Below are 24244 nucleotides of genomic sequence, written 5' to 3' on the forward strand. Positions count from 1 at the left end.
GGGTTTTGTTGAGGTTCTCCTCTTCTTCATACCCTGCCTGTTATCCCTAAGCTGTTCTAGGTTACTTAGCTTATTTCAACAGAACGATTCGCACTTGTAACTCCTTATCTAAAAATTCCGGTTTTCGTGTCCAGTCAATTTCCCTATGCGCTTGTGGGAAAAAGAATAACATGAATTCTTCAAAATAGATTTGTAAAATGTCTTTCCAAGGTGAATCAAATTCGGTTTGAGGATTTGTCATCAAAGTACATTTTTATAGTTTTTCCTTATTTATCATTCCAGTCAGGTGGATTAGAAATTTTCAAATCGGAAACCCAAATATCTAAATTAGTGTGCGATCGCCCAGAATAATGGAAATAATACCGGAACACTTTAACGCGATCGCACTAACGCTTCAACTAACGATCAACCACTTTCAAAATTTCCTCATCCATAGAAAAATCAACTTCAGCTTTATCGCGCCCAGATGTGAGATAATCATTCTCTAAAGAATCTTGTAGCCCAGAAATTAAATCATACTCAGGCTGCCAATTCAACTCTTTCATCGCTTTATTCACCGAAGCGAAGAAATGCTGCACGCGCATGGGGAAAGCTTTGCGTTTGCCAAAATCAAACTTTTTCGGGTCATAATGAACGATTTTCACATCATCCGGTGATTTACCCGCAGCAACAGCACAAGCACGGGCTAAACCATCAAAAGTGACAAAGCGATCGCCTGACACATTATAAATTTGCCCTATGGCTTGTTTGTTACCTACAATCTTAGTCATTGCCTTTGCCAAGTCTTTTACATGACCTAGCTGAGTAATGTGCATCCCATTACCGGGAATGGCAATCGGGCGATCGCGTACAATTCTATCAAAAAACCAACTTTCCAACTCGTTATAATTACTCGGACCATAAATGTAAGTTGGACGAATCGACGTAAAAGGCAATCCCGATTGCGTCAAAAATGCTTCCGTTTCATGCTTACCTTTGTGGCGACTTTTTGGATCGACTGCATCTCCTTCTACATGAGGCATTTGGTCGGATTTGAGATACACCCCAGCCGAACTCATATAAACAAAATGTTGCACGCGATCTTGAAAAATTTCCGCCAATGGTTGAGTATCAGTAAGTTCCCGTCCGTTATTGTCAAAAATGACATCGAAACTTTCTTGTGATAACTTTTCTTTAAGTTGGGCAGCGTCAGTGCGATCGCCTGTAATTTGTTCTACTTGTTGCGGTGCTGGACGATTGCCACGATTGAACAGTACCACAGTATGTCCGGATTCCACCAGCATCTTCGTTAGGTAGACACCAATGAACCGAGTACCACCCATAATTAAAATTCGCATAAATTCCCTATTTTATCTCAGTAGTAGGGGCTAGCCCCTAGCCCCCAATTTGAGGTTATCAGGTTGCGGTATCCTGAGGAAACTCTTTCACTGATAATTACGTCTTGTGATGAATGTGGGGCGATCGTCCATGAATTAATTGCAACCGGAAAGTTTTCAATTAATCTCATAACTTCCCAAGCGTGTTTTCTACCAATTACAGTTAGCAGTGCCCTTAAAATATGCTTTAGTTCATGAATGGCTTACACCCAAAGCCACAGGCGGTTCAGAACTCGTTGTCCGGGAAATTCTGAATCACATTGATGCTGACTTGTATGCCCTCATCGACTTTGAATCTACTAATCCGGAAAGTTATTTATACAAGCGTCGAATTGGTACAACGTTTGTTCAACGCTTTCCCTTCGCCCGCAATGGTGTACAAAATTACTTGCCATTTTTGCCGCTGGCGATTGAACAATTAGATTTACGGGATTATGACATAATTTTGTCTTCATCCCATGCCGTTGCTAAAGGCATCCTCACCACTCCCGATCAGTTGCATATTTGCTACTGTCATAGTCCCATGCGTTATGCCTGGGATTTGACTTTTGATTATCTAAAAGCAAGTAAGTTAGGCAATGGTTTACCTGGGTGGGCAACGCGGTATTTACTGCATCGTTTGCGCTTTTGGGATGTGTTAACGGCAAATCGCGTTGATTATTTTATTGCTAACTCACAGCATACAGCTCGTCGAATTTGGCGCTGCTATCGACGAGAAGCAAAAGTAATTTATCCACCGGTGAATATTGAAGGTTTGCCATTTTTTCCTCAGAAAGAGGATTTTTACCTAATAGTTTCCCGGTTAGTAAGTTACAAACAAGTATCTTTAATTGTCAAAGCTTTTAATCAACTGCAACGACCTTTAGTAGTAATTGGTACAGGACCCGAAATGAAAAAAATTCAGGAAATAGCGGATTCTCATATACAAATACTGGGGTGGCAACCTAATGATGTAGTAAAAAGATATATGGCTAGTGCCAAAGCGTTTGTGTATGCAGCTTGTGAAGACTTTGGCATTGCCTTAGTAGAAGCACAAGCTTGTGGTACGCCGGTGATTGCTTATGGTGCAGGTGGTGCTTTAGAAACTGTGCGAGATATTCGCACTTGTGAAGTGGGTACAGGGACGGGTATATTCTTCCAAAATCAGACTCAGACAGACCTTGTAGAGGCAGTAGAAAGCTTTGAAGCGTATGAGGGTAAGTTTAATCCAGAATATGCGCGATCGCACGCTGCCCAATTTGATGTGCAAACATTTGCAAAACGTTATCTAGATTTTATAAATACGTGCAACGAAAAAAGACCATTTTTGGAGTAACGGTCTTAATTTTTGCAATAGTTTTCTAGGCTTTTGGAAAATTACCCCCAGAAGCACCTCCGAAAGGCTTTAAGATTGGGACTATGTGTGGTGTGGATTATTTAGGAGTATGATGACTGCCCAGAGCTCACTCCTCTCCGGCAAGCGGCGAAGTCTACGGCAAGATGCTAGCGCGTCTGTGCGTACTTTCTTAAAAGGTGGTCAAAAAACCAAGACACCTAGATTTAAACCCAAAGCATTGACTTTACAAGGTTTAAACGGAGAGTTTGCCAAGCGACTGTTCGACATTTTGTTTTCGCTGTTAGTACTGATATTGTTTTCGCCTGTTTATTTGGTTTTGACCTTACTGATTGCTTCCAGCTCGCAAGGTCCGATTTTTTATATACAGGAACGAGTCGGCAAAAACTACAAGCCATTTAATTGTATTAAATTCCGAACAATGGTGAGTAATGCTGACGAAGTTCTTATGCAAATGATGGAAACTTCCCCAGAATTGCGGCAAGAGTTTGAGACTAGTTTTAAGCTCAAACATGACCCCAGAATCACAAAAATTGGTCGATTCTTGCGAATTACCAGCTTAGACGAGTTTCCCCAATTTTGGAACGTTTTAAAAGGGGATATGAGTGTTGTTGGTCCGCGACCTTTAGTAGAAGAAGAACTGCCAAAATACGGGTCTGCGATCGAGCAAATTTTAACTATCCGACCAGGAATTACGGGATTGTGGCAAGTTTCAGGGCGCAATGACATTCCCTACCCTCGGAGAGTTCAAATAGACCTGCATTATGTCAAATTTGGCAATCTTTGGCTCGATTTCTGGATCATATTGAAAACTGTTGGTGTTGTCGTTATCCCAAAAAATAACGGTGCATATTGATAACCTAATTGTTTCTTCAGCCCAAAAGTAAACAACGGTTCACAAAGCGAGAAATCCCATGTGCTGATAGCCGTGGGGTTTTTAATAGATTCTTCTTTAGAAACCCGACTTCTTAAAGAAGTCGGGTTTCTGAGCACGGTGAATCTTCACAAATCATATAGGATTGCTATATCTATCAAAAATTTCTACTTTATTCTATCTTAACAAAAACTAGGTTTTCATAAAATTCTGGTAAAGATGAAAAAATTATACAGAATTAGGTCAAGTCTGCCGAATAAAAGTAAGGCGATAACGTAATAATACTTAAACTTAAGTACTTGTACTTAAGTTGATAGCACAAATGCCAGCAAAATTCGTAGGTTTCCCATTGGGCAATTGAGCAATTAGCTGCTAGGTTGTATCAGTTTGCCTGTATTTATTTAATCAAAACGACAAGGGATAATTGAGCATGACCCAACAAAAGCGAGCGTTAATTACTGGTATTACTGGTCAAGATGGTTCATATCTGAGTGAATTTCTGCTCTTACAAGGTTATGAAGTTCATGGTATTATCCGTCGGACTTCTACTTTCAACACAGACCGCATCGATCACATTTATGAAGATCCTCATAAACAAGGAGTGCGGTTATTTCTTCACTACGGAGACCTGACAGACGGTACCACCCTGCGCCGCATTTTAGAAGAAGTCCAGCCGATAGAAATTTACAACCTGGGCGCTCAATCTCATGTACGGGTAAGTTTTGATTCACCGGAATACACCGTGGATGCAGTCGGAATGGGAACTCTGCGTTTGTTGGAAGCTATTCGTGACTATCAACATCGCACCGGGATTCAAGTGCGATTCTACCAAGCAGGTTCTTCGGAAATGTATGGTTTGGTACAAGCTGTGCCACAAAGCGAGACAACACCGTTTTACCCCCGCAGTCCCTATGCTTGCGCTAAGGTTTACGCTCACTGGCAAACGGTGAATTACCGCGAATCTTACGGAATGTTTGCTTGTAATGGCATTTTGTTTAACCACGAATCGCCCAGACGGGGTGAAACATTTGTCACGCGCAAGATTACAATGGCAGTCGCCAAGATTTTTGCTGGTAAGCAGAAAAAAGTTTACATGGGCAATCTTGATTCCAAACGGGATTGGGGCTACGCCAAAGATTACGTAAAGGCGATGTGGCTCATGTTACAACAATCCGAGCCAGACGATTATGTGGTTGCTACTAATGAAACCCATACAGTACGCGAATTTTTGGATTTAGCGTTTGGTTATGTGAATCTCGATTGGCAAGATTATGTTGAGTTCGACCAACGTTATCTGCGACCGGCTGAAGTAGACTTGTTAATTGGCGACTCTACCAAAGCGCGGCAAAAGTTAGGCTGGGAACCATCGGTAACATTTAAGCAGTTGGTAGCGCTGATGGTAGAAGCAGATTTGCAAGCACTCGGTTGCACTTCACCGAATGGACATGGTTCGCAAATGCCTCATGATATTGCTACTATTCGTCAAGAATTGGGTGTTCTCCACTTCTGATTAATACACCGATGAGGAGAAAAATATGACCGCCTTAGAACTAAAAAATAAACGGATTCTCGTTACGGGTGGGGCTGGGTTCCTGGGGCGTCAGGTAATAGAGAAGCTGTGTAAGGCTGGAGCCGATCGCCAAAAAATCACAGTTACGCGATCGCGTGATTGCGATTTACGTATCTGGGAAAATTGCCAACGCGCAGCTGACCAACAAGACATTATTATCCACCTCGCAGCTCACGTTGGCGGTATCGGTCTCAACCGGGAAAAACCCGCAGAGTTGTTCTACGACAACTTAATGATGGGTACGCAGTTAATTCACGCTGCTTATCAAGCTGGAGTAGAAAAATTTGTTTGTGTTGGCACTATCTGCGCCTATCCCAAATTTACTCCAGTGCCATTCAAAGAAGATGACCTTTGGAATGGCTACCCCGAAGAAACCAACGCCCCTTACGGAGTTGCCAAAAAAGCGCTTTTAGTTCAACTACAAGCTTACCGCCAGCAGTACAACTTTAATGGCATTTATCTTCTGCCTGTAAATTTATATGGACCAGAAGATAACTTTGACACTAGTAGTTCTCATGTCATCCCGGCGTTAATTCGCAAAGTTCATGAAGCGCAAATTCAGGGACAAAAGAAACTTCCGGTTTGGGGTGATGGTAGCCCTACCCGCGAGTTTCTTTATTCAGAAGATGCAGCGCGGGGCATTGTCATGGGCACTCAATTTTACAACGACTTTGAACCAGTTAACTTGGGAACCGGTTATGAAATCTCCATCCGCGATTTGATTAATCTTATTTGCGAATTGATGGAGTTTGACGGCGAAATTGTCTGGGAAACCGACAAACCAAATGGTCAACCCCGTCGCTGTTTGGATACCGAACGGGCAAAACAAGCCTTTGGTTTCACCGCTCAAGTAGACTTCAAGCAGGGGCTGAAGAATACTATCGAGTGGTGGCGTCAACACGCTGCATAATTGTAGGGTGGGCATTGCCCACCTTCAAGAATTTCAAATTATAAATTTTAAAGACAATTAATTTCGCTAATCTTATCAATAATTTTCTGCTCGCTGTCTTGATAGTTCAACCTTCTAGCAACTACTAATGCTTGCTGATAATATTCCAGAGCTTTGGAGTGCTGTTGTAGCTTGAGAAATACCTCTCCCAGATATAAAGGTATAAAAAAATACTATTAAAGTAATAAATATCGTAATACTACATAAGGAGTGGCAAAAACGATAAGATGCTAGGATGACGCATTCTGCGTCATCTAAGAGTGCGATCGCTGTTGAGAAAAACTTTGCGATTTACTGAAACTAGCTACTCCAACCTCTTGATGCGTGCAGCAGGTGGAGAGGAAAACTTCCGTAATTTTTCTGCATTCTACGCTAACAATCCGCGTCTAAGAGAAGTTTCATATTCCTCGCTCTAAAAAGACAAAAGCTCTAGAATTCAGAAATGGTAAATGTTTTCGGAGAGTGACAGAAGAGGGATACCTAAATCTAAGTGGATTTTGTTGTTTGGGTTGAGGTTGGTGGGTAAATGTCGCTTCTTATGATTCTAAGCGTCAAAAAGAGACTAATATTTTTCAGATATGCCTAAAGACACCTAATAATTATCACTCTTAAGTTAGATGTTGTGGGGTTGTATTGGGTAGATATTATGTAAAGAATGAATTGAACACTAGATATTACTACCAATGCAAATATTAATTTGGGGAAATGTATTAAATATAATTTCCTTACCTTACTTATCGTCTTTTTTATTAATGCATAAGTTCTAAAATCTTAAACTGAGAATTTTCAGGCTAGAAATAAAGCAGTCAAAAAGCATGAGTGTACATTGTATGTTACCCGTTAGTGATACGCATTTTTATATTGGTACACACTGTTATTTCGGATTATCTAACGGAGATTTTCTTAGAGTATGTCATTAACTAAATGGTTTCTTACTGTGGCAGTTTCTGGTTCGTTGACCTTTACCGCTGTTACATCGCCTAAGCAATTCCCTTCTTTAGCTGTTGTCGGATTACCTTTATTATCTCAAATACTGGAGAATAGGCTGGATAAGGGATGCAGCAAAGACGACAAGAATAATGAGGCTAAGTTGAGGTAAGTACTAAGACCCCTGCTGACGCAAATTCTTTAAGCAAAATCAAGCGGAGCTAGGGCTTGCTTAATCTTCTCCTTAATTGCTCCGCCTTTATTTGCTGGTAGCGGCAGGGCATATTTTAATAGTGCGATCGCGCTTGCATCCCAGTTAAGAACCAATTTCTTAGAGGAAAGTGGGCGATCGCTCATAGTGAAAACTCTAGCCAGTAGTAACCGCATCCTGTTCACTACAATAATTGTGGAGATTGCGCGTGATAAAATTCTGGTATAACTCTAGTTATACTATGGCTATGAAAACAGCTATTTCAATCCCAGATACTATTTTTGAAGCTGCGGAAAACTTTGCAAAACGAATGGGGCTATCTCGAAGCGAATTGTATGCTGTTGCGCTCCAAGAATACTTAAAAGCTCATCGTAGCGATTGCATTACAGAGCAGTTAGATGCTGTGTACGCTGATGAGGATAGTAGTCTTAACCCATTTTTGGTTGAACTACAAACCCACACATTGCCAGAGGAAACTTGGTAATGCAGCGAGGTGAAATTTGGTGGGCAGATATGCCAAGACCAGTTGCATCTGAACCAGGATATCGTAGACCAGTTCTAGTTATTCAATCTGATGACTTTAACCGTAGCCGAATTCGCACTGTAATTGTAGCTGTACTGACTAGTAATCTTCGGTTGGCTGAAGCTCCAGGTAACGTTTTAGTTAGAGCTGATGAAACAGGTTTGCCACAAGATTCTGTTGTAAATGTTTCACAAATAATAACTGTAGATAAATCGTTTTTAATCGAACAGGTGAGTCAAGTTTGTTACCATGTTATGTTGCTAGTTGAAGACGGTCTTCGAGTGGTTCTTGCACTGTGAACTTTGTTGCACTTATTAAGTAGCATTTTTAGCTTGCCAATAATTTTACTTACGGTTATCAATGTAAGGTATTGTAGGGTGCGTTACGGATTTCAACAATCACGCACTCCTCTCCTTGATAATGGTGCCGTACTCTCGCCGATAACGCAACAAACCCTATTGGGGGAGGACGGCAGTTTTGCGGTCAGAAAATCTACACCGCAAACTGCCTCGAAAATCCACACCCCAATCAGCCAGACCCTACGTATCTTTTCAAAAATAAAACCGGATTCCTATATATCATTTTTCGGCAAGGCGCGTAAATCAATAAAGCAGACTCTGCAATATTTATTTACAACTTGTCCTAATTTGTGCGTATTTCGGCAGGCACTTACTTAATACAATTTTAGATTTTTGACAATTTGAGGTTTTCGGTGCGGGTCGCTTGGGGGTTGGGTTCTAAAGTATCCTCCCTATGCGATACTAAATCTTACTTTAAATTCTTGTGATATTTCTGTAAAATTTTAACTTGGTGTTGTTATATAAACAAAGTCAGACTTGTAACGCAACTAATTATACTTTGACAAGAAAAGTATAAATAACTTTACAAGTTCAACCTAGCATAAATATGACAAAAGTTTTTAAGTAAAAAGCTTTTGTTCATTTGTGTTAGCTATTTACATTTTATTAAAACTATCAAGAGATTTCTATGACATTAGACCCAATAAAATTTTTTAATGCTTGCAATCCTAGTAAAACCTTAAAGATTGAGAATAGAGAAGACCAACAATATTATATTGACTTTTCACCGGTACGTGGAGGAAATGTAGTCCAAAGGTTGCGACGAACGATCGCTAATCAAGTTGACTCTTCAACTTGCCAACTATTTACGGGACATATCGGTTGTGGCAAATCTACAGAGCTATTCCGACTCAAAGACGAACTAGAACGCCAAGGTTTTCATGTGGTTTATTTTGAGTCTAGTGCAGATTTAGATATGGCTGATGTTGATGTCAGCGATATTTTGCTGGCTATTACCCGTCAAGTTAGCGTCAGTTTAGAGAGCGTTAAAATTAGGTTGAAGCCAAGTTATTTTGTGAGTTTGTTTAATGAAATCGCTGATTTTCTACAAACACCAGTAATTCCCGAATTTGAATTTTCTCTACCAATGGGTATTGGTAAAGTTACTGCCAAAACAAAAGATAGTCCCAGACTCCGCAGTCAATTACGTCAATATTTAGAACCACGCACCAGTGGTATTTTAGATGCTATCAACCAACAGATATTAGAGACTGCCAAGCAGGAATTGAAGCAACAAGGATACAAAGGTTTGGTTGTCATCATCGATAATCTCGATCGCGTTGATATTTCGCTAAAAACTACGGGACGTTCGCAACCGGAGTATCTTTTTATTGATAGAGGAGAGCAGCTAAAGAAACTTAATTGTCATGTAGTGTACACAATTCCTTTGGTGTTAATTTTCTCAAATGAGTTAAGTACATTGACCAATCGCTTTGGAGTCAAACCGCTTGTCTTACCGATGGTGACAGTGAAATCTCGCCAGGGAGGGGATAATCAACAAGGGATGGATTTGTTACGGCAGATGGTTTTAGCGCGTGCTTTTCCTCGACTCGGAGAAAAAGAGCGATGCGATCGCATTACTGATGTGTTTGATGCGGCTGACACTTTAGACCGTTTAATTAGGGTTAGTGGCGGTCATGTCCGCAATTTACTAGTATTACTTTATAGTTGCCTGCAAGAAAATGACCCACCAATTCAACGTGATTGTTTGGAAATGGTTATCCGTGAATACCGGGATGATTTGGTATCGGCAATTAGTGAAGATGAGTGGACGTTACTACATCAAATTTTGCAAAACAAAGACAACGTGAAAGGTGAGGAAGAATACCAAACACTACTTAGAAGTATGTTTTTATTTGAATACCGCGATCTAGAAGGACGCTGGTTTGATATTAATCCTGCGATCGCAGAGTCGAAGAAATTTAAATTATGATATCCCCAGAACCCAAACAAATCCCAGAAAAAATTGTAGTTGATAACGAACGCTCTTTGCGAAAATTAGCGCGATCGATTACCAATTCTCAAGAAAATTTTGTCTTGATTATTGCACGCTGTAACTACCGCAGTTTGCAAGATGAAATGGTGCAGCGATTGAAGCAACAGTGTCCGATGGAAATTCAAGAGTTGCACCTGTCAAAGTCAGTCAAAACCCTTTTTACAACAATTCAAGCTGAGTTGAAAGATAGACAACCTCCAGCTTTAATGATATTTGGCTTAGAGTTAGTTGAGGCAGTTGACCAAGTTTTAATTTCCACAAATCAAGTTAGAGAAGAATTTCGCAAGAATTTTCCATTTCCGATTGTGCTGTGGGTAAACGATGAAATCTTCCAAAAATTGATTCGTCGAATGCCAGATTTTAAAAATTGGACAGGTAATTCAATTAAGTTTGAAATCGACACTAATGAGTTAATTACTAACTTACAATCAACTATCTCATTAGTCTTTTCCGCAATTCTCAATGCAGTTTCCGGGATATTTTTAGATAATGCCTCATTAAATCTTGATTTTGATACCTATCATTTTTTAGAAATGGAATTGGCTGTGAAAGATTTACAAAAATCAATGCAGCCATTAGCACCAGAGTTAGCAGCAAGTATTCAATTTTTGCTAGGTAGGGAAGCAGATGCAAGTAATAATAAATCAGAAGCGCGATCGTACTACGAACAAAGTTTAGGTTTCTGGCAGCAGCGAGTTATAGATAGGGAAAATAGCCATTTAGATGATATCAAACGTTACGGTTGTGTGCTATTGCATCTAGGTTTATGGTGGCGACAATATGCGAATATACATCGTAGCGAACATCGGCAAGCTTGCGAGCAAGCTAAAGAATATTTTCAAAAATGTGTAGATATTTTTGAACAGCATCATCAACAAAATTTGGCAGCCAAATATATTAATCTTTGGGGAGAAGTATTAACTCAATTAGCAGCATGGGACGAAGTAGAAAAGGTTGCGACTCAAGCGATTAATTTGCATAAAGCCCATCCCGAACCCGTAAAGCTCGGTTATAGTTATGGATTAATGGCAGAAGTAGCCTTACAAAAATTAGACTGGATGCAAGCGAAGGAATATGCAGAATTAGCACTACAACATAATGATATCATCGTCCCAAATCAAGATAATATCCCAGCAAATCAAACTACAATTTTGGATTGGCAACGCAAGAATTTTCGCAATATATACTTATTATTATTAGCCCAAGCACAACAACATCTTGAGCAAATAAGCGAAGCTATTTCTCATTTAGAAACTGCTCGTTTTCATAGCAATCCCCAGTTAGACCCTTTGCTTTACATTCGCATTCTTTCCACACTGCAAAAGCTTTACTTTGACGAAAGCAAATACTTAGAAGCATTTGATATTAAACAAGAATTGCGATCGATAGAACAACAATATGGATTGCGGGCTTTTGTTGGTGCTGGACGCTTACAATCGAGACGACAAGTAGCTAACTTTGGGTTAGGAGTTAGTGGGGGCAAAGCAGATGTGTCTCCAGAAATTGCCGCTTCTGGAAGGTTGCAAGATGTAAATCGATTAATCGAACGAATTGGTCGTCCCGATTGCAAATTAACTGTAGTTTACGGGCAATCTGGTGTCGGTAAAAGTTCCCTCGTACAAGCGGGTTTATTGCCAGCTTTAAAGCAGAAATCGGTTGAAGCACGCGACGTAGTACCTGTTTTGTTGCAAGTTTATACCGACTGGGCAAAAACTTTGGGTAGTCGTTTTGTCGAATCTATCGAAGAAGTCAAGCGTTTAAGTTTTCCCCACTTTTTAGATACGATGGCAGCTTTTACAACAGAACTCAAGAAAAATATTGATAATAATTCATTAACAGTTTTAATTTTCGACCAATTTGAAGAATTTTTCTTTGCTTATAAAGACCCCGTACAAAGACAACCATTTTTTGAATTTATTCGCGACTGTTTAAATATCCCCTATGTCAAGATTATTCTCTCGCTGCGAGAAGATTATTTACATTACTTACTCGAATGCGATCGCTTGGTAAAACTAGATGCGATCGACTGCAATATTTTAGACAAAAAAATCCTTTACTATTTAGGCAATTTTTCCCCCGAAGATGCTCGTTCCGTCATCGAGAATTTAACAGAAAGCTCTCAATTCCATCTCGATGTCGAACTAATTGATGAATTAGTGCGAGATTTAGCGAGTAACTTTAATGAAGTTCGTCCCATTGAATTACAAGTAGTAGGAGCGCAACTGCAAACCGAAAAAATTACAACACTCGCTCAATATCAAGAATATGGTCCCAAAGAAGAATTAGTAGGGCGTTTTTTAGAAGAAGTTGTGAAAGACTGCGGTCATAATAACGAGCAGTTTGCTAAATTAGTGTTATATATTTTAACCGATGAAAACAATACTCGTCCCCTGAAAAATCGTGCCGAAATCGAAGCAGAATTAGCATTAGAGACAGAACGATTAGACTTAATTTTAAAGATTTTAGTCAAATCTGGATTGGTATTTCAAGTACCAGGATTTCCGAGCGATCGCTATCAGCTAGTTCATGATTATTTAGTACCATTTGTACGTCAGCAGCAGTCTGAGCGATTGATTAAAGAACTGGAGAAAGAACGAGAGCAAAGGAAGTTAACTGAAGCAAAGCTGAATGAAGTTCTCAGACAGCAACTTATCGATGAGCGAAAAGGTTTAGCTTGGAAAGTATCTTTAGGGGTTATTACTGGAGCATTTGCAATATTCTTACCACTAGTGTTGATAAGTCAGAATAATAGTCAACTTATGTCGATGAGTAATGAATCTCAAAGGTTCTTAAATTCAAACAACGATTTAGAGGCATTAGTACAAGCATTAAAAGCAGGCAAACGTATCAAACAATGGTGGTCGATTGGGGTATCACCTGAAGTTAAAATGCAGGTGACGACCGCTTTACAAGATGTAGTTTATACAATTCGAGAACGGAATAGTTTAGAAGGACACAAAGATACTGTCACCAAAGTTAGTTACAGTCCTGATGGTAAAATGATAGCCTCTGGAAGTGCCGATGGTGTGGTGAAGGTTTGGCAACAAGATGGAATAGAAATTGCAACCATTAATAATGCTCATGAGAAAAAAATTACTAATCTTATCTTCAGTCCAGATAATAAAAAAATTATCTCTGGTAGCGAAGATAAAACTTTAAAGCTTTGGGATATAAAGTCAATCAAAAATAATCAAATAAATACTAAACCAATCTCTATATTTGCACGCGCTCAAACAGAACTTGTGAGTGCTAGTTTTAGTCCTAACGGTCAAACAATACTTTCTGGAGCTAAAGATGGCAGGATAATACTTTGGAATTTAGATGGAAAAGTAATTAAAGATTTGCCGGGACATCAAGCTAGTGTCACGAGCGTAAACTTTAGTCCCGATGGTCAAAGAATTGTTTCTGCTAGCTTGGATAACACTGCAAAACTTTGGAATCGGGAAGGTAAGGAAATCAAATCTTTGATTGATGATATTCAGGTTAGAGAAAACTTGCCTAGACTTAGTTTTAGTCCTGATGGTCAAACTATTAATTCTAATTTTGGTAGGTTATGGCGTAGTGATGGTTCTTCACTTAATACTGGTGAAATTGTATATCAGGAACCAAGTATGAATTTCAAGTTTAGCCCAGACAGCAAAATTATTGCATTCGGGTCTGCTAATAATTTCGATACTGACGGAGAGAACAGTATAATAGTTAGTAGTTCTCAAACAGCCAATAGAGAATTTGTAGACTATATTAACCTGATTGGACATAGAAATAAAGTCACCGATATCAGCTTTAATCCAGCATTAGATATGCTTGCTTCTGTTAGCGAGGACAGAACCATTAAGCTTTGGAGTTTGGAAAAGAAGAGTTTTAAACCTTCCGAATATAACAGCTATGATTATATATCAAATATAAGTTTTAGTCCTAGTAGTCAATTACTTGCTACTATCTATAAGTATAATGATGAGGCAACACTCTGGCAGCGTAACGGCTCTTTATTTGCAAAATTACCAGGAAATAATGTAGAAGTAAATTTTAGTGCCGATCGCGAAAGCATTGTTTCCGCTAGCCAAGAAACTAACCTACAAATTTGGCAAAGTGACGGCAAATATATCAACACTCTACAAGGAAGTCTTATTCAAGGAAGTTTTAGTAATAATGGAAAAATGATTGCTCTCAGCAAGAGTGATAATACAGTAGAAATTTATTCGAGTGAAGGTAAGCAGATTACAACTCTTAAAGGACACAAAGATACAGTTGAGGAGATAAGTTTTAGCCCTGATGGTAAAAAATTTGCAACGCGCAGTCGGAATAAAACTATCAAACTTTGGCAGAGAGATGGAAAACTAATTACTTCTTTGCTTGACTATGGCTTTATTAATTATGAAAATGATAAAAGTATGGGTTTTAGTGCTGATAGTAAAACCTTAGCTCTTTGGTCGAATGATAACACTCTTAGATTTGTAGGGGTTAATGGTAAAAATATCAAAATTCTAAAGCAGGATAGAAGAATATCAGTAAAATTTAGTCCCGATGGAGATATAGCTATTGTCAAAAAGTATCTGAAAAACAGCGAGAGTAATGCAGAATTTCAATTAGAAGTATGGAATAGTAATGGTAATTTAATTAAAAACATTAATCTGCCTAATAATAAAGAAAAGAGTAGCGAAGTTGATATAAGCTTTCTTCATAATACTAAGCAAATAGCGATTAGCAGTAATAATTATATACAGTATTTTAATTATGATGGTTCTGTAATTTCATCAATTCAAGATAGTAGTAAAAACCAAAATACAGCAGATTCCATATCGAGTAAAGATTTAAAAACAAAGGTTTTTTATAGTGCAGGCAGTAATAAAATATCTATTTGGAATATTGAGCGATCGCAGAACACTACTATCCAACTCAAAACCAGAAACATAGTTCCAAGTTACAATTCACCCTACCCTAATATAATTCTCAGCGATGATGCTCAAATTTTAGCGGTTCGTACCAATGAGCGGACTGTGGAGTTATGGAGAAGTGATGGCACTTTCCTGGAAATTCTCCAAACTTTACCCAGTGAGGAACTTGAGCGCTTTGGTGACTATCTTAGCGATGAAAGCTTAAAAAATTCAATACCAACTCCTCCTACTATATTTAGTGCTGACAACAAGACTTTTGCTAGTCGTATCAACGAGAATGAGGTGCAATTTTGGCATATAAATAGCTATATAAATCAAAATGCTAAAAGTAAGTTGATACAGCCAAAAACAGTGATCTTAAAAACCAATTTTATTGAATCTATCAACGCAATTCCTAACAGTGACAAAATTGCTATTGTGACTAACGATGATGTTGTCAAACTCTGGCAGATTTCGCAGCCATCGGTAAAAGATACACAAAATAATGTACAGTTATTAAAAACTTTACGAGGACATAAGAATATTATTTCCAGCGTCAGTATTAGTCCAGATGGTAGTAAGATAGCTTCAGCAAGCTATGACAATACCGTTAAAATTTGGCAGCGCGATGGTCAAATAATGACAAATTTTACAGAGCATAAACAAAATGTAAACAGCGTTAGCTTTAATCATAATGGTACTTTAGTCGCATCTGGCAGCGACGACAAAACAGTTAAAGTTTGGCAACCTACAACTGGCAAAGTAATTAAAGAATTTAAAGAGCATGGAAATGGAGTCACAGGTGTAAGTTTCAGTCCCGATGGTAAACTCATCGCTTCTGCGAGTAAAGATAGTAGCGTTAAGCTTTGGAGTTTAGATAGCCAAGATAACAAAAGCTTGAACACATTTAACGTTGAAGAACCTGTATCGAGTGTAAGTTTTAGTCCCGATGGCAAGATAATCGCAGCAGCAGGTTCAAAGAAGATTAAACTTTTTAATATCGAAGGTTCTTTGCTGGCAACTTACGAGCGATTGGGCAGTGATAATGTTAGTTTTAGCCCAGATGGTAAAAGTATCGCTGCTGCTTATGGACAAGAAGGTGTTTCCGTTTGGGATTTTGACCTTGATTATTTGCTCAAACGCGGTTGCAGTTGGGCACATGATTATCTCAGGAATAACCCCAAGGTGAAACCAGCCGATCGCAATCTTTGCCAAGGTATTGCGATCGCTCCCAAATCTAATTAACCCCGTCGATCAAAACGATCAAAAACCTGGATATTGGAAAAGCCGCAGGTAGCACAAAATCGCCACCTGCTTCGTTTCCAATACAATATAGCTGCAAGTCTGGCTGATAATAATCAGGTTATCTTACCAGTACATGCAGCTATCATTGCGAGCTGATAACAGTCTTCTGAAGTTTAATTTAACCTCCCAAATCTCGCAGCAAAGCTTCTACCCTTGCTACGCCATCTGAATCATTGCGACGTTGATACAAGTCACGGGCTTTATTCAATACATTACTGGCTTCTTTGGCTTTTCGCCGTTGCTTGAACATTGAACCCATCAACTCATAAGTTTGGGCATAATTCTTATCAATGTTAATCGCTTGATCGTAAGCCCACATAGCTGCTTCATAATCTCCCAGACGGGATTGTGTCACACCCAATCCCAAGTAAGCATTAATATTGTTGCGGTTGAGCTGTATCGCTTTACGATAAGCGTCCTTTGCCCCAGCAGTATCTCCCAAATTTCCTTTGATATAACCTACAGCATAGAAAAAATCGCCATTGTTAGGATCAATACCAAGAGCGCGACGGTAAGCCGCTAACGCTGCTTGGAAATTTCCTTGTATAGCGTATAAATAGCCCATGCCAGAATGAATTTTGGCATTTTTTGGCTCGATCGCTACTGCTTGTTGATAAACAGAAATCGCGCCGTTATAGTCTCCAGAATTCACCAACCGCCGCCCATCTTCTAGCAATTGCTTTAACTCTGCGCTTCTAGCTTGCGCTACTGTTACCTGAGCCTGAGCCACCGAGGGGATTGTAGCTGCAAAACTACCTAATAAAAGAACACTTAGTAGAAATGATGTCTGCTTGTACACCGTAATTATCCTGAAGTATTTGGCAATTTTTTTCACATGTCGTGTAATTGCATGTACATTAAAACAAAAATCTTGAGTTTTGAAAACTGTATTTATTCTGTTTTCATATTTATTATTGATGCATTACACTCATCCGTTAAGGTCAGCGCCGTAGCGTTTGTCTAGGCTGATACCATTTTGATTTGAAAAAGTTACATATGGTGGCAAACAATATCGTCATCACTATATCTAAATACTCTATTCCAAATCTAAAATCCGGTTAGAAGCACACAACAGACGTAACGCTCAAGAGGCTAATTTATGATTTTAACCACGACCGATGTAATTCAGGGGTCTGTCATTCAGTCATATTTAGGTATTGTGACGGCAGAAGTCGTCTACGGCAGCAATTTCCTACGGGATTTTTTCGCTAGCATTCGGGATATTGTTGGTGGACGCACCGGCAGCTATGAGCGCTTATTTGAGCAAGGTCAACGTAAGGCACTGCAAGAGTTAGAACAGCGGGCATCGCGTTTAGGGGCAGATGCTGTTGTCGGGATTGAATTTGATACTGGCACGATTAATGTTGACCAGTCAGGGGTTTTGTTGCTGATTACCGCGACAGGCACCGCTATCAAGCTGCGTAATTGAAGAATGCCTTGATTACTTGATGTGCAGCAATAATTTTTGTTCCCTTTTTATCTAAGAGAACTTGACGCAAGTGCTGCACATCCCAATCTAGCTGAAAACGTATTGCCAAAAATTTATCAGGGAGGGGGAAAGGGAAAAGGAAAAAAGCGGAAAATCTGAGCGGAGGTTTCCTCCGTTCCCCGAAGGGGTTGCCGTTGGCGAAGCCTCTCGAAGAGAAGGCATCAGACTTTTTCAAGACAGGGGAAAGGGGAAGAAGTCATTTAAAAATCCAACCGAATTCTTTTTTCCTTTTCTTCCCCTGCGCGGGTTTAAGACCCCCACAACTATGAAGTGGTCTTTAATTGGGATAGTGCAATCCCCATCCAATTTCTTCCCCCTTTACCCTTTCCCCTTTCCCCCTCTTCATGAATTGTTATTCTTAATAAAAATTTATCTACCTTAACTTACTCTTTTGCGTAAATGCGTTAATCTGCTTAATACTCATCAGACAAATATAATCAGTAGGGTCTCGTACTTTCGGCGCTTTGCACTCTACAATTTAAAATTCTTAACATACTGGGAAATATTTCCGCACTATGATATTAATTATTTTTGACGTTGAATAACTGGATTTTAACTTAATAATTCATCTCTGCCAAAATTAATTATTAATTCATAATCTCAACAGAGTTCAACAGTTATATTAAATAGTATTAAAGCCTTCGGAAAATTATTACTAAAGATAGAGTTAATAAGTATTTCTCTTGATAGATATGAAAACTCAGCAAGAGGAATTTAATCTTAATACACAAGCAAGAATATAGCTGAAAAAACTGCTAAAAAAGTGAGGAAAAAGATAAGCTATGTCATACGTAAATAGAGTTGGTGATGATGTAATTAATGAGCCTGCGGTAGTGGGTAGAGTTGCTGATTATCACGATCGCGTGCGTTGGGGTCCGATTATTTCTGGTTTGTTAGTTTCCCTAGCTACGCAATTAATTTTGAGCGCTTTATTCGCAGCGATCGGCGCAGGTAGTATTGCAAATTCCGGCGCACCCAGAACAAATGCTCCTGATGTGGCTGGAAATGTGGGAATTTGGTCAACCATTGGTTTGTTAATTTCCCTATTTACCGGCGGTTGGGTAACTGCTCGCGCTTGCGGTCCGATGAACCGCAGCACCGCTCTTCTCAATGGGGCAATTCTCTGGGCTACCACTTTAGCAGTTAGCTCTTGGCTCTTGGCTAGTGGGGTATCGGGTGCTTTTGGTGTTGCTGCTTCTAACGCTGGTGAAGTGATTAACCAAGTGCAACAACAAGGTGGTGTGAACGTACCCCAAACTAATGTAAGCGCTCAAGAAGCCCGCAATATTGCTGGTGCTACATCTAGAGGTTTGTGGTGGTTTGTATTCGGTTCTTTGCTAGGTTTAGTTGCATCAATGATTGGAGCGGTTACAGGCGCTCGCAGTCCGCGTACTAATACTTACACTTAAAATGTGGTCTGTAAAATTAAATTACATCGCTTGACAAAGCACCTCGAAAAAGGTGCTTTTTGCTATTTTTTAACATTATTTATTGTACAGACGTTCCGCATTTATTGTAAAGACGTTCCGCCGGAACGTCTCTACTTTACCAATTCAGGTATGCAGACTCTGTTCCTTGCTCTCGGCGAATCTTGCCATCTTTCTCAAACCAAGCAATCACTTGCTGTGTTGTTAAATCTTCAATTTTCACATCATACTCTTGGGCGATGTGCTTTAAAAGTTTGAGAGATGAAATTGTCAATCTCGTTAAAAACTTTTCTGGGGAAGAAAGCAAGGCAGCGTCAACTTTGGCTGACTCTTCTAAAGTTAAGAATTGTGTTGACGGCTGCTGTTGTGGGGGTAAATTCATAACCTCTAACTAAAACTTAACGGACAATTAGCAATTTGTAATTTGTAAAACAGATTACGACGTAGCTATTATTTATGACTTAAACTTAATGTAAATATAAATTTCTTAATCTAATTCGGCGCAAGGTTTTCGCCCTTGGACTAAATAGCCACAACGGTGTTCGCCGTTGATAATCCAATGGGTACGCTCTACTGTACAATCACAGAGAACGGCGGCAAACATTTCTAATTCATGACCGCAAATGCTGGGGAAAGACTCGGCAACGTTGGAAATGGCGCAGTTATGCTCCATTAAGATAAAGCGATCGCTTTCAGATTCATTCGATTCTACCGGGTGACACTCTGCCATGAAGCCTTCAGCTTTTCTCAACTCAACTAAGTTTTCCACCCGTTCTTTGAGCGAACCTTTACCCAAGCGATCGCGATATTCTTGAGCCTTACGTTCCCACTGTTTTCTTAAAATCGTGCTTACTTGGTCGCGTCCTACCGTTTCTGCTAATGTATCCAGTAGAGAAACTGCAAACTCACCATAACTATCACCTCGTTGCAGGCGATCGCGTCCTTCACGACTCAAATGATAAACGTGCTGCGGACGCCCCATTCCTTCTTGTATCGATGAATACAAAATTAGCTTTTCCGCCTCCAAATCTTTGAGATGGCGACGAATCGCTTGCGGGCTAATATTTAAAATCTCGGCTAGCTCAAAAGCTGTTGCCCGTGAGTGTTTCAGGAGATATTCTAAAATCTCGTGCTTGGTTGAGGACTGCTGGGTAGTCGCCATCTTAGTCCTGAAAAATAATTAGGAAATTTCACTTTGACAACATTCTTGTTGTTAATGTAGCGTAAAATGGAGATAACTTAAACAACTAACTTGTTGTTTTACTCTCCATCCTTATTGTAACAGCCGCGTAACCACTCTGGGTTAACGATGAAGGGAAATCGGCTTATAGCCCGTCTCCCATCTGTAAAAGAGACACCTAAAAGAGAACACGAGAGAAAAGAACTGATGAGTGCCACTGTCAAAACCTTAGTCAACCAGCCCTACAAATATGGCTTTGTCACCAATATTGAGGCAGACACCATTCCGCGTGGGCTAAACGAAGATGTTATCCGCTTGATCTCCTCCAAGAAGAACGAGCCGGAATTCATGCTAGAGTTTCGCCTCAGAGCCTATCGCCAGTGGCTAAAAATGACAGAACCGACTTGGCATAGCGTTCAGTATCCGCCAATTAATTATCAGGATATCATCTACTATTCCGCACCGAAACAAGCGAAGAAAAAGCTTAACAGTTTGGATGAAGTAGATCCCACCCTGTTGGAAACCTTTGAAAAGCTAGGCATTCCCCTATCAGAACAAAAGCGTCTGGGAAACGTCGCTGTAGATGCCATTTTCGATAGCGTTTCTGTTGCCACTACATTTAAAGAAAAGCTGCTCAAAGACGGCGTTATTTTCTGCTCAATTTCCGAAGCATTGCAAGAATACCCCGAATTGGTACAAAAGTATCTGGGTAGCGTTGTTCCTGCCGCCGATAACTACTTTGCGGCATTGAATGCGGCTGTATTTAGCGATGGTTCTTTTGTCTATATTCCTAAAGGCGTAAAATGCCCGATGGAATTGTCTACCTACTTCCGGATTAATAGCGGTGATACCGGACAATTTGAGCGTACCTTGATTGTTGCGGAAGAAGGCAGCTATGTTTCCTACTTGGAAGGCTGTACCGCGCCGATGTACGATAGCAACCAACTACACGCGGCTGTTGTCGAACTTGTTGCTCTTGACAACGCAGAAATTAAATACTCGACCGTACAGAATTGGTACGCCGGCGATGAAAAAGGCAAAGGTGGTATTTACAACTTTGTCACCAAACGCGGTTTGTGTCAGGGTGTAAATTCCAAGATTTCCTGGACGCAAGTAGAAACCGGTTCTGCGATTACTTGGAAGTATCCCAGCTGCGTGTTGGTGGGTGATAATTCTGTGGGTGAGTTCTACTCGGTAGCGCTGACAAATAATATGCAGCAAGCCGACACGGGAACCAAGATGATTCACGTTGGTAAGAACACTCGCAGCACGATTATCTCTAAGGGAATTTCTGCTGGTAATTCTAGTAACAGCTATCGCGGTTTGGTGAAGATAAATCCGAAGGCAGAAGGAGCTAGAAACTATTCGCAGTGCGACTCGATGCTAATTGGGGATAATGCTCATGCGAATACTTTCCCATATATTCAGGTGCAAAATAATACTGCGAAGGTAGAGCATGAAGCTTCTACTTCTAAGATTGGGGAAGACCAATTATTTTACTTTGCACAGCGCGGCATTTCTAGTGAAGACGCGGTTTCGATGATGATTAGTGGCTTCTGTAAGGATGTGTTCAATCAGCTGCCGATGGAATTTGCGGTGGAAGCTGATAAGCTGTTGAGTCTGAAGTTGGAAGGTAGTGTTGGTTAATCGTAGTAAGCACTTCAGTGCTTTTCAGTGCTTTGATTAAGCGCTGAAGCGCTTACTACGAAAGAAATAAGAGAAAAAGAAGATGATTATTGAAAATAGTGAAGTTGTGCTGTCAGTAAGAGATTTGACGGCTAATGTTGATGGGACGCCGATTCTCAAGGGTGTGAATATTGAGGTGAAATCGGGCGAAGTTCATGCGATTATGGGACCGAATGGTTCTGGTAAAAGTACTTTTTCTAAAGTTTTGGCTGGACATCCAGCTTATGAGGTAACTGGTGGAGAGGTGATTTTCCAGGGTCAGAATTTGCTGGAAATGGAACCGGAAGAACGCGCAAGAAGTGGTGTATTTTTGGCGTTTCAGTATCCGTTGGAAATTCCGGGTGTGAGTAATTTGGATTTCTTGCGGGTGGCTTATAATTCTCGCCGGAAAGCGCAGGGTTTAGAAGAAATTGATGCGTTTGATTTTGATGATTTGATAGAGGAAAAGCTGGATGTTGTGAAGATGAATCCGGCTTTTCTGAATCGCAGTTTGAATGAGGGTTTCTCTGGTGGGGAGAAGAAGCGGAATGAGATTCTGCAAATGGCACTGTTAGAACCAAAGTTGGCGATTTTGGATGAAACGGATTCGGGTTTGGATATTGATGCGTTGAAGATTGTGGCGAATGGAGTAAATCAGCTGGCAAATCCGGAAAATGCGACGATTATGATTACTCACTATCAACGGTTACTTAATTATATTGTGCCGGATTTTGTGCATGTGATGGCTCAAGGGCGGATTCTGACTAGTGGTGGTAAGGATTTGGCGCTGGAGTTGGAGTCTCGCGGTTATGACTGGGTGTTGGAAGAAGCTGAGGTGGGTGTGTAATGTCTATTGAAGTTTCTCCAAGTCCGATTTCTAACACTTTGGTGGATAAAGATGCTTATCTGAGTGGGTTGTTAGATAAAGTAGTTGCATCAAAGTCAGAGGGTTGGTTGCAAGATGTGCGTCAACGTGCTGCTGATTGGGTGCGTCAATCAAGACTTCCTACTACCCGCGATGAAGAATGGCGTTTTGCTGATTTGTCGCCTTTGCGCGAGGTGCAATTTAATGTAGAGACGTTTTTACCAAATATTACGCCTTTTAGTTTACCGGAAGCGAATAAGAACTGTTTGGTTTTTGTGAATGGTGTTTATGCACCTGAGTTATCTGCTGTTTCTGGTTTACCTGATGGGGTGGTGGTTAGCAATTTGGCTAATTTACCTGGGGGTTATGATGAGCGGGTGCGGCAATATTTGGCACAAGCGTCAGGCGATCGCGAGGTGTTTACTGCTCTGAATACTGCTGGTATGACTGATGCGGCGGTGGTATGGGTGGGTAAGAATGTGGTGGTGGAAACACCGATTTCTTTGGTGTTTGTTGCTGTGGGTGAGGGGAGGATTTGTTTACCGCGTTGTTTGGTGGTGGCTGAATGTGGTTCTCAGGTGACTTTGGTGGAGGAGTATACGAACCGCAGAGGCGCGGAGAACGCAGAGGAGGAGGGGGAGAGGGTTTATTTTACAAATGCGGTGACGGAGATTTGGGTTGAGGAGAATGCTGAGGTTAGTCATACTCGGGTTGAGTGTGATGGTGCTGAGGCTTTTCATGTTGGGAAGACTGCGGTGATGCAAGCTCGTTACAGTCGGTATAGTTGTAATGCGGTAAGTTTGGGTGGAAGGTTTTCACGTCACAATTTAGAGATTTTCCAAACTGGTGAGCAAACGGAAACTATTTTAAATGGGTTGACGATGATTAAGGGGAAGCAATTAGCGGATACTCACAGTGTAATTGCTCTTAATTATCCGCATGGTGTCAGTCGGCAATTGCATAAGTGTATTGTAGGCGATCGCGCTCATGGTGTGTTCAATGGCAAAGTTTTTGTCCCGAAACCGGCACAGTTAACTGATGCGGCGCAATTAAATCGCAACCTGCTACTATCATCTAAAGCCAGAGTTGATACTAAGCCGCAGTTGGAAATTACGGCAGATAATGTTAAATGCGCTCACGGTGCGACTGTTAGCCAGTTGGAAGATGATGAAATATTTTATATGCAAAGCCGGGGTATTGATGCGAATGATGCTCGCAACTTATTAATTAATGCTTTCGCGGCTGAAATTATCAACCAAATACCGATTCCTTCTTTGCGCGAAACTCTCACAGAAACAGTTAGCAGATTTTAGATTGGGTG

The 24244-nt window shown here is 40.4% G+C and carries 19 protein-coding genes and 1 pseudogene; 14 read left to right on the forward strand and 6 right to left on the reverse strand.

Annotated elements, in window-relative coordinates; all coding sequences use genetic code 11:
- Positions 1-94: 94 nt before the first annotated feature.
- Both PI95_RS22450 and PI95_RS22455 read right to left on the reverse strand, forming a co-directional pair.
- Positions 95-241, reverse strand: a pseudogene (locus tag PI95_RS22450) (cytosolic protein); the annotation flags it as partial.
- A gap of 157 nt (positions 242-398) precedes the next feature.
- A complete protein-coding gene (locus PI95_RS22455; RefSeq protein ID WP_039741151.1) occupies positions 399-1337 on the reverse strand; it encodes an NAD-dependent epimerase/dehydratase family protein in 939 nt (312 codons plus the stop codon).
- A 208-nt stretch (positions 1338-1545) separates the two neighbouring features.
- Here PI95_RS22455 and PI95_RS22460 point away from each other — a divergent pair, with 208 nt between their 5' ends.
- From PI95_RS22460 to PI95_RS22480, 5 genes are all read left to right on the forward strand, one after another.
- Complete coding sequence (locus PI95_RS22460) at positions 1546-2691, forward strand: glycosyltransferase (protein WP_039741149.1); 1146 nt, start codon at positions 1546-1548, stop codon at positions 2689-2691.
- A gap of 112 nt (positions 2692-2803) precedes the next feature.
- Positions 2804-3565: an undecaprenyl-phosphate galactose phosphotransferase family protein gene (locus PI95_RS22465; RefSeq protein WP_039741612.1), complete on the forward strand. Its 762-nt coding sequence runs from the start codon at positions 2804-2806 to the stop codon at positions 3563-3565.
- A gap of 448 nt (positions 3566-4013) precedes the next feature.
- Positions 4014-5093: a GDP-mannose 4,6-dehydratase gene (gmd, locus tag PI95_RS22470; protein WP_039741147.1), complete on the forward strand. Its 1080-nt coding sequence runs from the start codon at positions 4014-4016 to the stop codon at positions 5091-5093.
- A 25-nt stretch (positions 5094-5118) separates the two neighbouring features.
- Positions 5119-6063 (forward strand): GDP-L-fucose synthase family protein, encoded by a 945-nt coding sequence (locus PI95_RS22475; protein ID WP_039741145.1) that lies wholly within the window; start codon positions 5119-5121, stop codon positions 6061-6063.
- 949 nt (positions 6064-7012) lie between these two features.
- Complete coding sequence (locus tag PI95_RS22480) at positions 7013-7201, forward strand: hypothetical protein (RefSeq protein ID WP_163519101.1); 189 nt, start codon at positions 7013-7015, stop codon at positions 7199-7201.
- A 29-nt stretch (positions 7202-7230) separates the two neighbouring features.
- On the opposite strand, the gene PI95_RS22485 is transcribed toward PI95_RS22480, so the two are convergent.
- A complete protein-coding gene (locus PI95_RS22485) occupies positions 7231-7416 on the reverse strand; it encodes a hypothetical protein (RefSeq protein ID WP_039741143.1) in 186 nt (61 codons plus the stop codon).
- Between the two features lie 71 nt (positions 7417-7487).
- Here PI95_RS22485 and PI95_RS22490 point away from each other — a divergent pair, with 71 nt between their 5' ends.
- The 4 genes from PI95_RS22490 to PI95_RS22505 all read left to right on the forward strand — a co-directional run bounded on the left by PI95_RS22490 (position 7488) and on the right by PI95_RS22505 (position 16237).
- Complete coding sequence (locus PI95_RS22490) at positions 7488-7724, forward strand: hypothetical protein (RefSeq protein WP_039741609.1); 237 nt, start codon at positions 7488-7490, stop codon at positions 7722-7724.
- The gene (locus PI95_RS22495; protein ID WP_063842318.1) at positions 7724-8062 is read left to right on the forward strand and encodes a type II toxin-antitoxin system PemK/MazF family toxin; all 339 of its coding nucleotides are present in this window, start codon (positions 7724-7726) and stop codon (positions 8060-8062) included. The genes PI95_RS22490 and PI95_RS22495 overlap by 1 nt, the downstream gene beginning before the upstream one ends.
- 688 nt (positions 8063-8750) lie before the next feature.
- Complete coding sequence (locus tag PI95_RS22500) at positions 8751-10055, forward strand: P-loop NTPase fold protein (protein ID WP_201280565.1); 1305 nt, start codon at positions 8751-8753, stop codon at positions 10053-10055.
- Positions 10052-16237, forward strand: coding sequence for an nSTAND1 domain-containing NTPase (locus tag PI95_RS22505; RefSeq protein ID WP_052324832.1), 6186 nt, complete (start codon positions 10052-10054; stop codon positions 16235-16237). The genes PI95_RS22500 and PI95_RS22505 overlap by 4 nt, the downstream gene beginning before the upstream one ends.
- 178 nt (positions 16238-16415) lie before the next feature.
- On the opposite strand, the gene PI95_RS22510 is transcribed toward PI95_RS22505, so the two are convergent.
- Positions 16416-17096 (reverse strand): tetratricopeptide repeat protein, encoded by a 681-nt coding sequence (locus tag PI95_RS22510; RefSeq protein ID WP_039741137.1) that lies wholly within the window; start codon positions 17094-17096, stop codon positions 16416-16418.
- A 300-nt stretch (positions 17097-17396) separates the two neighbouring features.
- Between PI95_RS22510 and PI95_RS22515 the strand changes: the two genes are divergently transcribed.
- Together PI95_RS22515 and PI95_RS22520 are read left to right on the forward strand one after the other, a co-directional pair.
- Positions 17397-17726 (forward strand): YbjQ family protein, encoded by a 330-nt coding sequence (locus PI95_RS22515; protein ID WP_039741135.1) that lies wholly within the window; start codon positions 17397-17399, stop codon positions 17724-17726.
- 842 nt (positions 17727-18568) lie between these two features.
- Complete coding sequence (locus PI95_RS22520) at positions 18569-19195, forward strand: hypothetical protein (RefSeq protein ID WP_039741131.1); 627 nt, start codon at positions 18569-18571, stop codon at positions 19193-19195.
- Between the two features lie 136 nt (positions 19196-19331).
- Here the strand turns inward: PI95_RS22520 and PI95_RS22525 are convergent, their stop codons facing one another.
- Both PI95_RS22525 and sufR read right to left on the reverse strand, forming a co-directional pair.
- The gene (locus PI95_RS22525) at positions 19332-19595 is read right to left on the reverse strand and encodes an NDH complex assembly factor CRR9 (protein ID WP_039741129.1); all 264 of its coding nucleotides are present in this window, start codon (positions 19593-19595) and stop codon (positions 19332-19334) included.
- A gap of 105 nt (positions 19596-19700) precedes the next feature.
- The gene (gene sufR / locus PI95_RS22530) at positions 19701-20375 is read right to left on the reverse strand and encodes an iron-sulfur cluster biosynthesis transcriptional regulator SufR (protein ID WP_039741127.1); all 675 of its coding nucleotides are present in this window, start codon (positions 20373-20375) and stop codon (positions 19701-19703) included.
- Between the two features lie 225 nt (positions 20376-20600).
- Here sufR and sufB point away from each other — a divergent pair, with 225 nt between their 5' ends.
- The 3 genes from sufB (at position 20601) to sufD (ending at position 24236) form a co-directional block, all read left to right on the forward strand.
- Entirely contained in the window at positions 20601-22040 is a 1440-nt protein-coding gene (gene sufB, locus PI95_RS22535; protein ID WP_039741125.1) for a Fe-S cluster assembly protein SufB, read from the forward strand.
- 82 nt (positions 22041-22122) lie between these two features.
- Positions 22123-22905: a Fe-S cluster assembly ATPase SufC gene (gene sufC / locus PI95_RS22540; RefSeq protein ID WP_039741123.1), complete on the forward strand. Its 783-nt coding sequence runs from the start codon at positions 22123-22125 to the stop codon at positions 22903-22905.
- A complete protein-coding gene (sufD, locus tag PI95_RS22545; protein WP_039741121.1) occupies positions 22905-24236 on the forward strand; it encodes a Fe-S cluster assembly protein SufD in 1332 nt (443 codons plus the stop codon). Before sufC ends, sufD begins: the two co-directional genes overlap by 1 nt.
- The last annotated feature ends 8 nt before the right edge of the window (positions 24237-24244 follow it).

This window comes from Hassallia byssoidea VB512170, assembly GCF_000817785.2.
In the GTDB taxonomy this organism is placed as follows: domain Bacteria; phylum Cyanobacteriota; class Cyanobacteriia; order Cyanobacteriales; family Nostocaceae; genus Hassallia; species Hassallia carrinoi.